The organism is Dactylosporangium sp. NBC_01737 (assembly GCF_035963215.1).
GTDB lineage: Bacteria > Actinomycetota > Actinomycetes > Mycobacteriales > Micromonosporaceae > Dactylosporangium.
Genome location: NZ_CP109153.1, coordinates 11,642,478 through 11,657,444, shown reverse-complemented (window position 1 = coordinate 11,657,444; position 14,967 = coordinate 11,642,478). Strand labels below are relative to the sequence as shown.

At 71.3% G+C, this 14,967-nt stretch carries 11 protein-coding genes; 3 read left to right on the top strand and 8 right to left on the bottom strand.

What is annotated here, in order from left to right; genetic code table 11:
- Nucleotides 1-36 precede the first annotated feature (36 nt).
- Entirely contained in the window at nt 37-888 is an 852-nt protein-coding gene (locus OHA72_RS53660) for an alpha/beta hydrolase family protein (RefSeq protein ID WP_327003831.1), read from the bottom strand.
- A 93-nt stretch (nt 889-981) separates the two neighbouring features.
- Between OHA72_RS53660 and OHA72_RS53655 the strand changes: the two genes are divergently transcribed.
- Nucleotides 982-1,164, top strand: a complete 183-nt coding sequence (locus OHA72_RS53655) for a hypothetical protein (RefSeq protein ID WP_327003830.1) — start codon at nt 982-984, stop codon at nt 1,162-1,164.
- A gap of 427 nt (nt 1,165-1,591) precedes the next feature.
- On the opposite strand, the gene OHA72_RS53650 is transcribed toward OHA72_RS53655, so the two are convergent.
- Nucleotides 1,592-2,953, bottom strand: a complete 1,362-nt coding sequence (locus OHA72_RS53650; RefSeq protein ID WP_442788426.1) for a ricin-type beta-trefoil lectin domain protein — start codon at nt 2,951-2,953, stop codon at nt 1,592-1,594.
- Between the two features lie 618 nt (nt 2,954-3,571).
- On the opposite strand from OHA72_RS53650, the gene OHA72_RS53645 reads away from it, so the two are divergent.
- Together OHA72_RS53645 and OHA72_RS53640 are read left to right on the top strand one after the other, a co-directional pair.
- Complete coding sequence (locus OHA72_RS53645; RefSeq protein WP_327003829.1) at nt 3,572-4,909, top strand: extracellular catalytic domain type 1 short-chain-length polyhydroxyalkanoate depolymerase; 1,338 nt, start codon at nt 3,572-3,574, stop codon at nt 4,907-4,909.
- Nucleotides 4,864-6,480, top strand: coding sequence for an arabinofuranosidase catalytic domain-containing protein (locus OHA72_RS53640; protein ID WP_327003828.1), 1,617 nt, complete (start codon nt 4,864-4,866; stop codon nt 6,478-6,480). The genes OHA72_RS53645 and OHA72_RS53640 overlap by 46 nt, the downstream gene beginning before the upstream one ends.
- A gap of 28 nt (nt 6,481-6,508) precedes the next feature.
- Here OHA72_RS53640 and OHA72_RS53635 read toward each other — a convergent pair whose 3' ends face one another.
- The 6 genes from OHA72_RS53635 to OHA72_RS53610 form a co-directional block, all read right to left on the bottom strand.
- Nucleotides 6,509-7,465, bottom strand: a complete 957-nt coding sequence (locus tag OHA72_RS53635; RefSeq protein ID WP_327003827.1) for an aldo/keto reductase — start codon at nt 7,463-7,465, stop codon at nt 6,509-6,511.
- Nucleotides 7,462-8,340, bottom strand: coding sequence for an amidohydrolase family protein (locus tag OHA72_RS53630; protein WP_327003826.1), 879 nt, complete (start codon nt 8,338-8,340; stop codon nt 7,462-7,464). Before OHA72_RS53630 ends, OHA72_RS53635 begins: the two co-directional genes overlap by 4 nt.
- Nucleotides 8,337-9,098, bottom strand: coding sequence for an SDR family oxidoreductase (locus OHA72_RS53625; protein ID WP_327003825.1), 762 nt, complete (start codon nt 9,096-9,098; stop codon nt 8,337-8,339). Before OHA72_RS53625 ends, OHA72_RS53630 begins: the two co-directional genes overlap by 4 nt.
- Nucleotides 9,095-10,123, bottom strand: coding sequence for a zinc-dependent alcohol dehydrogenase (locus OHA72_RS53620; protein ID WP_327003824.1), 1,029 nt, complete (start codon nt 10,121-10,123; stop codon nt 9,095-9,097). The genes OHA72_RS53625 and OHA72_RS53620 overlap by 4 nt, the downstream gene beginning before the upstream one ends.
- A gap of 112 nt (nt 10,124-10,235) precedes the next feature.
- Nucleotides 10,236-11,819: a sigma-70 family RNA polymerase sigma factor gene (locus OHA72_RS53615; RefSeq protein WP_327003823.1), complete on the bottom strand. Its 1,584-nt coding sequence runs from the start codon at nt 11,817-11,819 to the stop codon at nt 10,236-10,238.
- A 178-nt stretch (nt 11,820-11,997) separates the two neighbouring features.
- A complete protein-coding gene (locus tag OHA72_RS53610; protein WP_327003822.1) occupies nt 11,998-14,835 on the bottom strand; it encodes a glycosyl hydrolase family 95 catalytic domain-containing protein in 2,838 nt (945 codons plus the stop codon).
- Between the last annotated feature and the right edge of the window lie 132 nt (nt 14,836-14,967).

Sequence of the window (14,967 nt, the reverse complement as noted above, 5' to 3'; positions counted from 1 at the left end):
GAGTCCCGGATCTGCACGGCCACCCGGAATGAGGGGTCATAGGCGGTCCTCCAGCTTGCCGCGGTTGCCCGCGGCGGCGGGCATCCGGGTGCGGGCCGCCTGCTCGCCGCGCAGGGACCAGCGCAGGAACTCGAGCGTGACGGCGGCGACCGTGTCGAAGTCGGGGTCCGGTCCGAGGTACGGGGCGAGATGGTCACCGTTGGGCAGGTCCAGCAGTGCCTTGGGCCAGGGGAGCGGTTCGTACGCCTCGGTGCCGCCCTCGAACCTGACGACGGTGTCCTGGCGGCCGTGGACGAACAGCATCGGCGCCGGCGCCCCGGTGTAGCCGACCCCGAACGGCCACTGACCACCGGCGAGGACGATGCCCGCCTTGAGCCGGTCGTCGCGGTGCTTCGTGAACATGCCGACGGTCGTCATGCCGCCCAGCGAGTGCCCCGCCGCGGCGACGGCGCCGCGGTCGACGCGACCGGCGAGGGGGTCGCCCGCGGTGCCGTCGAGCGCCAGCACGGCGGTCAGGACGGCGGCGGTGTCACCGGGCTGGTTGACGATGTCCTTGTCGTCGAGGCGTTGCGACCCGCGGGCCGAGTGCGGGAACGCGGGCGCCGCGACGATGAACCCGTCCGCCGCCCACGTGCGCAACAGGCGCAGATAGTCCTCCGGTCGCCGCGTGTACCCGTGGCTGAACACCACGACCGGGAACCGGCCGGCCGTCGTGGGGTGGACGAGCAGCGTGGGCAACGGCCGGTCGGCGCCGTTGCTCAGCTGCAGGGTCCGCTCCGCGACCGCACCGGCGGCCGGCTCCTGGCGGCCGGCGGGCTCGCCACGCTCACATCCGGCGAGCGGCCCGGTCAGGACCGCACAGATGAGCAGCAAACGGCCGAAGCGCACGGCGCAACCTCCAACGGTCCGGGGCCCTACCGATGGTGGCATCGCCGCGCGGAAATGTCGTACCCCGCTGCGATGATGACCGCGTGTTCGACGATGAGGATCTGGTGTTCGAGGCGGTCCCTGGATCTCACGACCTGGCTGGGCGGCTGGACGGAGGGCACGCTGCACCAGCCGGCCGTCATCGAGGACGAGACCACCGGCCGCTACCGCCCAGCCACCGACGCCGACCACGAGCGCTGGCGCCATGAGGAGGAGACGAACGTGCCGGCCGCCTGATGCGTGGTGCATCGCCCCGTCGCTTGAGGCGGCCCTTCTCCGCGAGGAGACCAGGTCAACGGGTATCCGTTCATCGAGGCGGAGCAGGCCGGCGAGCACGGACGTCAAGCGCGCGTGCGAGGTCTCGCGGGTCCGCCTGCTACCGAGTACCGCCGCGGGCACGAGTCCGGCCAGACCGCACCGATGCTGACCTGACCTCGCGGATCGTCGCGGTCAAGAACGCTTGCAGGGGGACCTACGGCGCGCCGCGCACCCCACGTCGGACTCGGCGACACTGGGCGGCGGCGCGGCCCGTCAACGCATCACCCGGCTCATGCGTGCCGCCGGACGCCGTGCCAGGACCCCGAGCCGCTGGCAGCCCGCGGCGGCCGGGGATCGAGGCTGGTCGGCCTCGATCCCCGGGTTGGTGGTTGAGCCTCGCGTCGGGTCAGGGGCGCAGGCTCCACTGCTGGTTGGCGGCGCCGGTGCAGGACCAGAGCTGGACCTTGGTGCCGTTGGCGGTGCCGAGGGCGGCGGCGTCCAGGCACAGGCCGGACTGGACGCCGGTGATGGTGCCGTTGGTGTTGACGTTCCACTGCTGGTTGTTCTGGCCGTTGCAGTCCCAGATGATCGCGGCGGTGCCGTTGGTGGTGCCGCGGCCGCTGGCGTCGAGGCACTTGTTGCCGTAGACGGTCAGCTGCTTGCCCGAGGTGTACGTCCAGCGTTGGTTGGTCTGGCCGTGGCAGTCCCACAGCTGCGCCTGCGTGCCGTTGGCGGTCGTGGCGTTCGGCACGTCCACGCAGCGGCCGGACTGGCCGCCGACGAGGGTGACGTTCTGCTGGGGGTTGCCCGGGGGAGGGGAGCTGCTGGAGGGCGGCGTCGACGGTCCGGACTGGAACTGGGCGAAGAAGTTCCACACCACGGCCCTGGTCCAGGATCGTTCGCCGGGTTCGTAGTCTCCGGAGAACCCGTCCACGGGGTTGGGGGTGTGGCCCGCGTCGAAGGCGGCCCACGCCACCGGATACCCGGCCCGGCATCCCGAATAGTACGTGACGACGTGGGTCAGGCTGCCCTGCGCCGGCTCCGGCGGGTTCTGGGCGGTGCAGCCGTTGTTCCTGACGAACCGGTCACGCAGCGACCTGCCCTGCGAGATGTTCAGGACGGGGTCGCGCAGGCCGTGCAGGCCGATGTACGCGATCGGCTGCGTGCCGCCGCTGCACCCGCTGAGCTGGCCGCCGGAGTAGACCGCGACCGCCCGGAAGACCGTCGGGCGGCTGCAGGCGATGGAGTAGCTCATGCCGCCGCCGTAGCTGAAGCCGAGGGCGAACAGCTGCGTCGTGTCGACGCACAGGCCGGCCTCGATCAGGCGGACCATGTCGTCGACGAACGTCAGGTCCTCGCCGCCGGAGTTGGCCCAGCCGTTGTTGAGGCCCTGCGGTGCGACGAAGATGGCGCTGTTGTTCGACAGTGCCCGCTGGCCGTAGTAGGACCAGGGGAAGCCGCTGGTTCCGCCCGAGTCGACGTCGTTGGCGGTGCCGCCGTTCCAGTGGAATCCGAAGATCAGCCGGTACGGGCGGTTGACGTCGTAGTTGTCGGGGACCCGCAGGATGTAGCTGCGGTTCTTGCCGCTGGTCTGGATCGTGCGCGTACCGCTCGTCAGTGTCGGTGCCTTGCCGCAGCCGGCGGTCGACGCCGCGAACGCGGGCGCAGGACCACCCCCGATGCTGCCGCTGACCACGGCGGCGGCCATGCCCAGCACGACGAGCGTCACGACCGCGACCGCTCCGGCCACGGATCTGTGTCTCGACATCACGCAACTCCTTCTGCCGCCCTGAGGGTCGGCACACGTCGATGGGGTCCGGCGGGACGCCGCTGTAAAGGTATGACGTGAGACGTCAGACGCTAGGACGCGGGCTCCTGACCGTCAATGGGCGAAAGCCGGATACCGCCACCCGCCTGGGTAAATGCGGAAAGGGGGCGTGAAAATTCGCCGGGCGGCACTCACGACTCTGCGGCGCCGTTGCGGATAACGCTTTTTCGCCCGGAATTCGCGCGGCGACGCATGCGGCCCGGCATTGATGTGCGGCATTGACATCTGACGTATTACGACAGTAGCGTACGTCCTGCCTGAGGGGCCCCAGCAGTAGGAACACGGGAATGGCACTCCCGAAATGACGCAGTGGCCGTCGCCCGCGCCGCACGAGCGGCGGCCACTCGCGCCAGCCTGACAATGGCACAAAGTGCCACCGGCAACGGCGTGAAGTGCAGCAAGAACAGCGGCGGAAAACTGTTATCCGAGACCCGCGCACATAGTCGGGTCTCGGTATCCCGGCGTGCATTGTTCCGGTAACTCGGTGCCGACCCGCCTGTCGCCCGAGTGAGCGCTCACACGACAAGCCGCACGCCACGTCCTCAGGAGGAGGGCTTCATGCAAGGCAAACTTCGGGCGCTGCTGCTCGTCGCGGCGCTGCCGCTCGTGGTGGCCGCGGTGCTGATGTCGGTGCGGCCCGCCTCGGCCGCTGGGCTGACCCGGGTCACCAGCTTCGGCAACAACCCGACCGGCCTCAACATGTACATCTACGTGCCGACCAACGTGGCGGCCCGGCCGGCGCTGCTGGTGCTGGTGCACTACTGCGGAGGCTCGGCCGGCGGCATCTTCAACGGCAACGGGCACGACTACGTCAGCGCGGCCGACCGCTACGGCTTCATCATCGTGCTGCCCGAGGCCACCCGCAGCGGCAACTGCTTCGACGTGTCGACCCCGGCCGCGCTGCAGCGCAACGGCGGCGGCGACTCGACCGGCATCATGTCGATGGTCGCGTACGCCCGCGCGAACCACCCGATCGACGCGTCGCGGATCGTGGTCTCCGGCTTCTCCTCCGGCGCCATGATGACCAACGTTCTCGCCGCGCAGTACCCCGACGTCTTCAGCGCCGCATCGGCGTTCTCCGGCGTCCCCGCCGGCTGCTTCGCCACCACCAACGGCTCGCTCTGGAACAGCCAGTGCTCCGGCGGCAGCATCATCCGCACCGCCCAGCAGTGGGGCGACCAGGCGCGCTCGATGTACCCGGGCTACACCGGCCGGTACCCGCGCATGCAGCTGTGGCACGGCACCACCGACACCACCCTCGCCTACCCGAACTTCGGTGAGGAGCTCAAGCAGTGGACCAACCTCAACGGGTTGGGCCAGACACCCGGGTTCACCGACCACCCGCAGTCGAGCTGGAGCCGCACCCGCTACGGCACCATCGGCACCCAGGCGACCGTCGAGGGCATCAGCATCGCCGGCGTCGGGCACCAGCTGCCGATGTCCGGTCAGCTCGCGTACGCCATCGCCTTCCTCGGCCTGGACGGCACCGGTGGCCCCACCACGCCGCCGCCGTCGACCGGTGCCACGGCGCTGGTCGGTGTCGCGTCCGGGCGCTGCCTCGACGTGCCCGGCGGCAACTCGGCCAACGGCACCCAGCCGAACATCTGGGACTGCCACGGCGGCACCAACCAGCAATGGACCGTGAGCGGCCAGACGCTCCGGTCGCTCGGCAAGTGCCTGGACGCCCCGCAGAACGCGACGGCCGGCGTCAAGGCGCAGCTGTGGGACTGCACCGGCGCGGCGAACCAGCAGTGGAACCTCAACTCGGACGGCACGATCCGCAACGTCCAGTCCGGGCTGTGCCTGGACGTCAACCGCGCCGCCACCGCCAACGGCAGCCCGGTGATCCTGTGGACGTGCACCGCCGCGGCCAACCAGCGCTGGACCCGGCGCTGATGGGCCCGCGCAGCGACGCCATGCCGCCCATGGCGCCGGTCGATCCCCCCGTGGCCCGTGCCACCGCCGGCCGGGACACCTCCCGTAAAGGAGACACCATGATCGCTTCCCGCGCCCGCCTCGCGGTAGCGGCGTCCGTCGTCCTGCTCGTGGTCGCCGGCGTCGCCGCGGTGACGCTGAGCCGCGCCGCCCTGGCCGCCGAGGTCGCCCAGCCGATCGTCGGCACCGGCTCCGGGCGGTGCCTCGAGGTGCCGAACTCGAGCACCACCAACGGCACCCAGGTCCAGCTGTGGGACTGCAACGGCGCGACCGGGCAGTCGTGGACGTACACCGCGTCCAAGCAGCTGACCGTGTACGGCAACAAGTGCCTCGACGCCAGCGGCCGGGGCACCACCAACAACACCCCGGTGATCATCTGGGACTGCAACGGTCAGGCCAACCAGCAGTGGAACGTCAACGCCGACGGCACCATCACCGGTGTGCAGTCGAACCTCTGCCTCGACGCCACCGGCCGTGGCACGGCGAACGGCACGAAGATCATCCTGTATGCGTGCGCCGGCCAGACCAACCAGCAGTGGACCCTGACGACGCCACCCACCGGAGGCACCGGCGGTCCGTGCGACATCTACGCCGCGGGCGGCACGCCGTGCGTCGCAGCGCACAGCACCACGCGGGCGCTCTTCGCCGCGTACACCGGCAACCTGTACCAGGTGCGGCGCTCGTCGGACAACACCACCAGGAACATCGGTGTCGTCGCCGCGGGCGGCGTCGCGAACGCGGCGACCCAGGACTCCTTCTGTGCCGGCACCACGTGTGTCATCACGGTGCTGTTCGACCAGTCCGGGCGTGGCAACGACCTGTGGTATCAGGGGTCGAGTGTGGTTCCTGGTTCGCCGCAGAGCAGCCCGGCGCGGGCGACGACGGAGTCGTTGACGGTGGGCGGTGGTAAGGCGTACTCGTTGTACATCAACCCGGGGAACAGTTATTGGCGTGACGGTCATCTGACGGGTGTGCCGACCGGGAGTGCGCCTGAGGGTATGTACATGGTGACCAGTGGCACGCATGTCAACAGCGGTTGCTGCTTCGACTACGGCAACAGCGAGACGACGCGGAAGGCCGACGCGGCCGGTGCGATGGACGCGATCTACTTCGGCACGAGCTGCTGGTTCGGTGGCTGTTCGGGCTCCGGGCCGTGGGTGCAGGCGGATCTGGAGTGGGGGCTGTTCCCCGGTGGCAGCAGCGCCTGGAACCCGAACCAGCGGGCGTTCACCAGCAAGTTCGTCACCGCGACACTGAAGAACAACGGTACGTCGCGGATGGCGATGAAGGGCAGCAACGCCCAGTCGGGCAGCTTGTTCACGCTGTACGACGGCACCCTGCCGAACGGGTACAGCCCGATGAAGAAGCAGGGCGCGATCGTGCTGGGCAGTGGCGGGGACTGCTGCAAGCCCGATGGTGGTGCGAACCAGAGCGCGGGCACGTTCTATGAGGGTGCGATGGTGGCGGGTTACCCGTCCGACGCGACGGAGAACGCGGTCCAGGCCAACATCACCGCGGCCGGCTACCGCTGATCGCACCGCGGGCGCGGGGGCCTCATCGTCACTCGATGAGGCCCTCGGCCCGTAGCGCCGGCCAGAGCGTGTCCGGCACGGTGACGGCCGCGCGGCGCAGGGTCTCGGTGACCTGGGCCCGGTCGTGGACGCCGACCACCGTGGAGACGACGGCGGGATGCCGCCGGACGAAGGCGAGCGCGGCCTCGGGCAGCGTCACGCCGTGCGCCTCACAGACCGCGGCGATACGGGTCGTGCGGTCGATGAGCTCGGCGGAGGCCTGCTGGTAGTTGTACGTCGCATCCGCTGGTGGCCGGTCGCTGGCGAGCAGGCCGGAGTTGTAGACGCCGGCGACCACGACGCCGACGCCGTGGTGTTGCGCGGCGGGCAGCAGGTCGTGCAGCGCGCCCTGTTCGAGCAGGGTGAACCTGCCGGCGCACATCACCAGGTCGATGTCGGTCTCCTGGACGAACCGGGTGAGCATCGCCGACTGGTTCATGCCCGCCCCGATGGCGCCGATGACGCCCTGGTCGCGCAGTTCGGCCAGGGTCGGCACCGCTTCGGTCGCGGCCTGCTGCCAGTGCTCGTCGGGGTCGTGCAGGTACACGATGTCGATCCGGTCGAGGCCGGTGCGCGCGAGGCTCTCGTCGAGCGAGCGGCGCACGCCGTCGCGGCTGAAGTCCCACTGCCGGCGGTGGGTCGCCGCGACGTCGAATCCTTCCGGGTCGCGCTGGTGCGCCGTCGCGGGCGACGGGACGAGGAGGCGGCCGACCTTCGTCGAGATCACGTAGTCGGCGCGGGGCCGCGTGCGCAGGGCCGCGCCGAGTCGTCGCTCGGCGAGCCCCAGCCCGTAGTGCGGGGCGGTGTCGAAGTAGCGGATGCCCGCGTCGTAGGCGGCGTCGACCGCCGCCGCGAAGGCCTCGTCGGTGATCGCGCTGTACAGGTTGCCGCCCCGCGAGGTGCCGAAGCCGAGCGCGGTGAGCCCGAGCGCGGAACGGCGGGTCATGACCGTCGCAGCCGGTAGACGCGGCGCGCCGTCCCACGCCAGATCATCGCCTGACTCGTCTCGTCCAGCGGATCCAGCAGCGCCGCCAGCGTCTCGATCCAGCGCTGGTACGACGAGGCGAGCAGGCAGACCGGCCAGTCCGAGCCGAACATCAGCCGGGACGGGCCGAAGGTGTCCAGCGCGTGCTCGATGGCCGGGCGCAGCTGCGCCGGCGTCCACGAGGACCAGTCCACCTCGGTCACCAGACCGGACAGCTTCGCCGTGGTGTTGGGCAGCTGGGCCAAGGTCCGCAGGTCCCGTGCCCAGCCGCCGTTCCTGGAGTACGGCGGCGAGGGCTTGCCGAGATGGTCCAGCGTGAACGACACGCCGGGCAGGTCCCGGACGAGGCGGGCGGCCGCGGGCAGCTGATGGCGGCGGATCACCAGGTCGAACACGAGGCCGGCGGCGCCGACCGCGGCGACGCCGCGGCGGAAGTCCGGCCGGTCGAGAAAGCCCAGATCCGCCTCCTCCTGGATGAGATGGCGGAAGCCGACGAGCCGGTCCCCGCCGTCGCCGGCCCGCATGCGGGCGATGCGGTCGGCGACGTCGGCCGCGGTGAGGTCGACCCAGCCGACGACGCCGCCGATGAGGTCCGTGCTGTGCGCGAGGCGCAGCAGATCGGTGGTCTCCGCCTCCGAGGAGATGCTCTGCACGACGACGGTCTGCGTGACGCCGGCATCGGCCGCCAGCGGGGTGAGGTCGTCGACGGTGAAGTCGGCGTTGATCGCCGCCATGGTCGTGGCGTTGATCCAGGGCTGCGGGTGCTCGGCGCGGACCCAGAGGTGGTGGTGCGCATCGACGATCTCCCGCGGTGCGTGGGGCGCGCTGTCGGTCATCGGCCCAGCCAGCCGCCGTCGACGGGAAGGATGACGCCGTTGACGTAGTCCGACGCGGGCGCGGCCAGGAACACCGTGGCGCCGGCCAGGTCGTCGGGTCTGCCCCAGCGGCCGGCGGGGATCCGTTCGAGGATGGCCCGGTGGCGCACCGGGTCGTCCTGCAGCGCCCGGGTGTTGTCCGTGGCGATGTAGCCGGGCGCGATCGCGTTGACGTTGACGCCGTGGGCGGCCCACTCGTTGGCCAGTGCCTTGGTCAGCCCGGCGACACCCGACTTCGCGGCCGTGTAGCCGGGGACGTTGATGCCGCCCTGGAAGCTCAGCAGTGACGCCGTGAAGATGATCTTCCCTCGGCCGCGGGCGACCATCTCCCGGCCGATCTCCCGGCTCAGCAGGAACTGGCTGGTCAGGTTGACCTGGATGACGTGGTCCCACGACTCGTCGGGGTGCTCGGCCGCCGGGGCCCGGGCGATCGTGCCGGCGTTGTTGACGAGGATGTCGATGCCGCCGAGCGCGTTGAGCTCCTGGGCGAGCCGGCGCACCGCGTCGCGGTCGGAGAGGTCGGCCGTCAGCGCGGTGAACTTCCGCCCGGCGGCGCCGACCCGCCGCTCGACGTCGCTGCCGACCGGCTCGAGGTGCGCGGAGACGCCGATGATGTCGGCGCCGGCCGTGGCGAGTGCCTCGGCCATGGCCAGGCCGATGCCCCGCCGCGCACCCGTCACGACGGCGGTCAGTCCGGAGAGATCGAACGCCGGGGTCACCTGGTCTGCTCCTGCCAGTCGATGAGAACCTTCATGACGCTGCCACCGGACTCAAGTGCGGTGAAGGCGTCGGTGACCGAGTCGATCGCGCCGACCCGGGAGATGAGCCGTTTCGCGTCTACGGCGCCGGTCGCGATGAGCCGGATCGCCTCGGTCATGTCGTCGCGTTGGTACAGGCGGGCGCCGAACAGTTCGAGCTCGCGCCAGAAGAACCGGTGCAGGTTCACGGGGCGCGGCTGCGGGTGGATGGCCACCATGACGAGGCGGCCACGGGTGGTCAGGACGTCGACGGCGGTGGCGACCCCGGCGGCGGAGCCGGAGACCTCGAAGGCGACGTCGGCACCCGCGCCCTGGGTGCGCTCGTTCACCGTCGCGACCACGTCCGTCGCGGCCGGATCGAACGCCTCGACGCCGAGCTCGGCGGCGACCTGGCGGCGGAACCCGTCCGGCTCGATGAGCATGACCCGGGCGCCGCCGCGCTGGGCGACGACGGCGATCAGCAGGCCGACCGGGCCGCCGCCGACCACGACCACCTGGTCGCCGGCGGCAATGTTCGCGCGGCGGACGTCGTGGACGGCGACGGCGGTCGGTTCGATGAGGGCGGCGTGCTCCAGCGACAGGTCCTCCGGCAGCGCGAGCACCAGGTCCGCGGGGACGTTCCAGCGCGACTGCATTGCGCCCGGGGAGTCGATGCCGAGGAACTGCATGGCGTGGCAGATGTGGGAGTGGCCCTGCAGGCACGCGGCGCACGCGCCGCAGGACCGCGTCGGCATCACCGTCACCGGCTGGCCGACGGACCAGCCCGTGACGCCTGGGCCGATCCCGGCGATCCGCCCCGACATCTCGTGCCCGATCACCGCGTCCGCGCCGACCCGGGCGTCCATGTCGCCGTGGTAGATGTGCAGGTCGGTCCCGCAGATGCCGGTGTAGGCGACCGCGATGCTCAGCTCGCCGTGGCGGGGCTCTGCTTCGGGCCGCTCCTCGATTTCAAGGGTGCGTGCCCCGCGATAGACGACGACTTTCATCGGACTCCATCCGTGCGGTGGGTTGTCCGGGACCCCGGGCGGCAAAAAACGTAACTCGTATGACGTATGCAGTCAACACGAAGCGCGCGGAGACCGGTCGGTGCGTCGGGTCCTATCCGGTCAGCGCGGGCCGGACCCGGAACGAGCTCCCGGTCCAGAACGTGGCGCTGCCGTCGGGCTGGTCCACCCAGAGCTGGTCGCCGCGGTGGTGCAGGAACCAGCCGGGATAGATCTGCGCCTCCAGCAGGATCGTGCCCGGCGTCGCCCCGGCGCGCGCGCAGAACGTGGCGTCACCGCGGAACAGCGCTGTGCCCTCGTCCCGGTGGAGCTGGAACCGCCAGGACGAGTGGCGCAGGTACCGGCCGTCCTCGGCGCGGAACGAGAAGCACGCGGCATCTGCCAGCCCGGGGAGCACCGTGAACGTCGCCTGCTGCCGCGTCGCGGCGGTGCTGTCCGCTGGGACCGCCGCGAGCACGCCGAGGCTGTCGGCGGTGGTGACGAACAGTCCGGGCTGGTCGGCCGACTCGAGCGACACGGTCCGGCCCGGTGCGAGGGAGTCGGTCCGAGGCGTCGATGAGGCGGCCGCGGTGGTGGTGGCCGGCGGCCTCGGCGGCGGTCCGGTGGCCGGCGGTGCCGTGGAGGGCGTCGCCCGGACCGCGGCGGCCGTCGACGGCGCCGCCTGAACGCCGTGGGACGGCGGCGCCTGCGTGGGCAGGGCGACGACGGTGACCGCCGCGCCGGCGGCGACGGCGGTGGCCACGGCCGCGGCCACCGGGTGCGCCACCACTGCCTGGACGAGCTGGCCGAACAGTCCGGCCTTGACGGTCGCCCCGACGCCGCCGGAGGTGCCGGCCGCTGCCGCCGTCAGCGAGCCGGTGACCGTGGCGCCGAGGGCGGTCTTGCCCATCAGGCTCGCGGTGAGCGCGACGGGGACCGGCAGCAGCGCGAGGCCGGCCAGCAGCCGCTCCGCGCTGATCAGGCCCTCCGCGGAGTGGCCGCAGACCCGGCAGGTCCGGGTGTGACGGGCGATGCGCTTGCGCCACAGGGGGCTGGGCATGCCGTCCCAGCCGGACACCAGATCGTCCAGGACCGCGCACCTGGGCGTCGCGTCCAGCGCGGCGACGAGCTCGCGGCTCACGTCCAGCTGCTGGCGCATGCGCTGGATGCGCACGGCGGCGTGGGCGATGCTGACGTCCAGCGTCGCGGCCAGCTCGGCGCGGGTGAGCGCGCCGGCGGTCTCCAGCCACCACAGCGACAGCAGCGCCCGGTCGTCGGGGTCGAGCCAGCGGCTGGCCCTGGTCACCTGGCGGCGCTGCCCGGACAGCTCCAGCTGGAGCATCGTGAGGTCTTCGATCTCGGCGTCGGCGTCCGGCATCCCGGCCGCCTCGTCCAGCGGCGCGGCCCGGCGGGCCGCGGCGGACCGGCGGTGCAGGTGGGTGCTCACCTGGTGCACGGCGATCGCCGCCAGCCACGGACGGAAGCTCTCCGGGTGATGCAGCGCCGGCAGCTGCCGCACGGCGCGCAGCATGGTGTCCTGCACGACGTCGTCGGCGTCCGGGTGCCCGTCCAGCGCGCGGCGGACGATGGAGTAGACCAGCGGCAGGCCGGTGGCGACGAGCTCATCCAGGGCCCGCCGGTCTCCGGCCTGGGCCGCCAGCACCAGGTCGGGCGGGAAATCCCTGCCGGTAGTTCGCATCGTCACATCGCAGTCACAGAACCGACATCCAGCCGCCGTTCATGGCGGGTATGGCCTCCCGCATGGTCGTTGACTGTCACCGACGACCGGCCGCCACGTCAAGCAGCGACCGGGTTTCGGCTCTCGCGACCATCTGATCGGCCCGGGGATAACAGAAATCGGGGAAGAATTCCGCCGGTCACAGTGACGTGATCGACCATTGGTTGTTGGTGTTCGCGTTGGGCGCCCACATGGCCACGGTCGAGCCCGCCGTGGCGTTGCCCATGCCGTCCAGGGCGGTGCCGGTGCCGCGGTTGACGATCTGCCAGCGGCCGGTGCCGGTGCTGGTGAGCCGCCACTGCTGGTTGTTGCCGCCGTTCCACGGCGCCTGCGCGGCGGCGGCGCCGTTGGCGGCGTTGCCCCGGCTGTCCACGACCATGCCGTTCGTCCGGTTCACGATGCGGTGGTAGCCGTTGCCCAGGTCGATCAGCTGCCATTGCAGGTTGGTGCTGCCGTCCCAGTTCCACTGCTTGAGCACCGAACCCGACGCGACGTTCCCGCCGCTGTCCAGCACCAGGCCGGTGGTCGCGTTCGTGATCCGCGAGTAGTAGACCTGCTGCTGCACGCCGGTCACCCGGTACGTGCGGCCTGCGAGAGCGGGCAGCTCGACGAGGTCGGTGTCGAGCCTGGTGACGGTGACGGCGGCGCCGCTGGTCAGGTCGGTCACCTGATGGGTGCCGGTGAAGATCCGGCCTCGCAGCCTGACGGCCCCGTCGCGGTCGGGCCGGACGAGGACCTCGGTGGCCTGGCCGTTGCTCCACGTCGCGCCGACGGTGTGACCACCCCGGCCGCGCAGCCCCTGCACCCGGCCGGTGGGCCAGGCGGCCGGCAGTGCCGGCAGGATGTGCAGCTCGCCGGCGTGGCTGTGCAGCAGCATCTCCGCGATGCCGGACGTGGCGCCGAAGTTGCCGTCGATCTGGAAGGGAGGGTGCAGGTCGAACATGTTCGGTGCGAGCCTCGCCGTGGTGACGAGCAGGCGCAGCAGGTCGTGTGCCCGGGTGCCCTCCTCCATCCGGGCCCAGTAGTTGAGCTTCCAGGCGAGCGACCAGCCGGTCCCGTCGTCGCCGCGCAGTTCCAGGGTCCGGCGGGCGGCGTCGTACAGGGCCGGGGTGCCGCGCCTGGTGATCTGGTTGCTCGGGTGCAAGCCGTAGAGGTGCGAGACGTGCCGGTGGGTGCGCTCGGTCTCGACCCAGTCGTACAGCCACTCCTGGATGTTGCCGCGGGAGCCGACCTTCATCGGGGGCAGGCGGTCCCGGGCCGCGAGGACCCGGGCGCGGAAGTCCGCGTCGACGCCGAGCACCTCGCTCGCTCGGGCGCAGCCGTTGAACAGGTCGCGCAGGATCTGGTTGTCCATGGTGGGGCCGGCGCACACGCTGACGCCCGAGTGGTGGGGCAGCTCGGGGGAGTTCGACGGGTTGGTGACCAGCCACTTGAGGGTCGGCTCCTCAACCAGCGTGTCGAGGAAGAACTGCGCGGCACCCTGCATCGCGGGGTAGTTGGCCCGCAGGAACGTCAGATCGCCGGTGAAGAGGTAGTGCTCCCAGATCAGGGTGGCCAGCCAGGCGCCACCGGTCTGCCACATGCCCCACAGGGCGCCGTCGACCACCGACGTGCCCCGCCACGCGTCGGTGTTGTGGTGGGTGACCCAGCCGCCGGCGCCGTACTGCACCCGCGCGGTGCGCCCGCCGCTGACCGTGAGGTCGTTGATCATCCTGAAGACCGGCTCGCAGCACTCCGCGAGGTTCGTCGTCTCGGCCGGCCAGTAGTTCATCGGCAGGTTGGCGTTGAGGGTGTACTTCGAGTCCCATGACGGCCACAGCGCGTCGTTCCAGATGCCCTGCAGGTTGGCCGGCTGGGTCCCGGGCCGGGAGGAGGCGATCAGCAGGTACCGGCCGAACTGGAACAGCAGCGCCGCGAACTGCGGGTCGCTGACGCTCGCGTGCCGGGTGATCCGCACGTCGGTCGGCTGATCCGCCGCGGTGGTGCGGCCGAGGTCGAGCGTGACCCGCCCGAACAGCTGCTGGTGATCGGCCACGTGGCGGCGGCGCAGCTCGTCGTACGCCGTGCCTGCGGCGGCGTTGAGATGGCGCCAGGCGATGCCCTGGTAGTCGCCACCGGCGTCGCGGAAGCTGACGTAGCTGGTGCCGATGGACAGCAGCAGCGTGACGCTGTTCGCCGCCCGGACCTGCAGCGTCCCGCCGGAGCTGCTGACCGTGCCGCCGTCGGCGACGGCCCGGGCCAGCGCCAGGAACCTGACCTTGCCGGCGACGCCGTCCTGGTCGCTGGAGATGCCGTCGACCGCCACCGTCGCGCCGTCAGGGCTGGTGAGCGTCGTGCGCTGCGGGCTGTCGAACCGCGCGGAGAACGTGATGGAGCCCGGCCTGTCGGCGGTGAGACGCACGGCGATGACCTGATCCGGCGCGCTGGCGAGCACCTCGCGCCGGAACCGCACACCGTTCTGCAGGAACGACACCACGGCGGTGGCGGTGGTCAGGTCCAGCAGGCGGAAGTACTCCGAGACGCCGGAGGCGCCGGCGAAGGTCAGCCGGAGGTTGCCGACGGTCTGGAAGGCCAGCTGGCCCGCCGGGCGTCCCAGCATCGACTGGTCGATGAGGCTCTGGGCCTGGCTCCATTGGTTCTGGAAGACCAGCCGCCGGATCTCGGCCAGCGAGCCCGCCCCCGCGGGGTTGCTGGAGTCGTACGGCCCGCCGGCCCAGACGGTGTCCTCGTTGAGCTGGAGCCGCTCCACGTCGACGTTGCCGAACACCATGGCGCCGAGCCGCCCGTTGCCGATCGGCAGGGCGCGCAGCCAGTCGGTGCCGGCGCCCTGTTCGTACCAGAGTGCCAGGTCGTTGGCGGCGCCCACCTCCGGCGGAGGCGCGGCGGCGGCGCTACCGACCGCCATCCAGGGCGTCAGCGCGGCACCGGCGCCGACCGCCCCGAGCTGGAGCACCCGCCTTCGAGTGACATCGGTCATCGTGATCTCCCTGTCGAGACGGGGGGATGTGTTTCCGTCAAGCTACAAACGTATGACGTATGTCGTCAATCCTGTAGCGTGCTTCGATGTATCGATGGGCGCCGGAACCCGGCGTCCATCGGTGCACTGCAA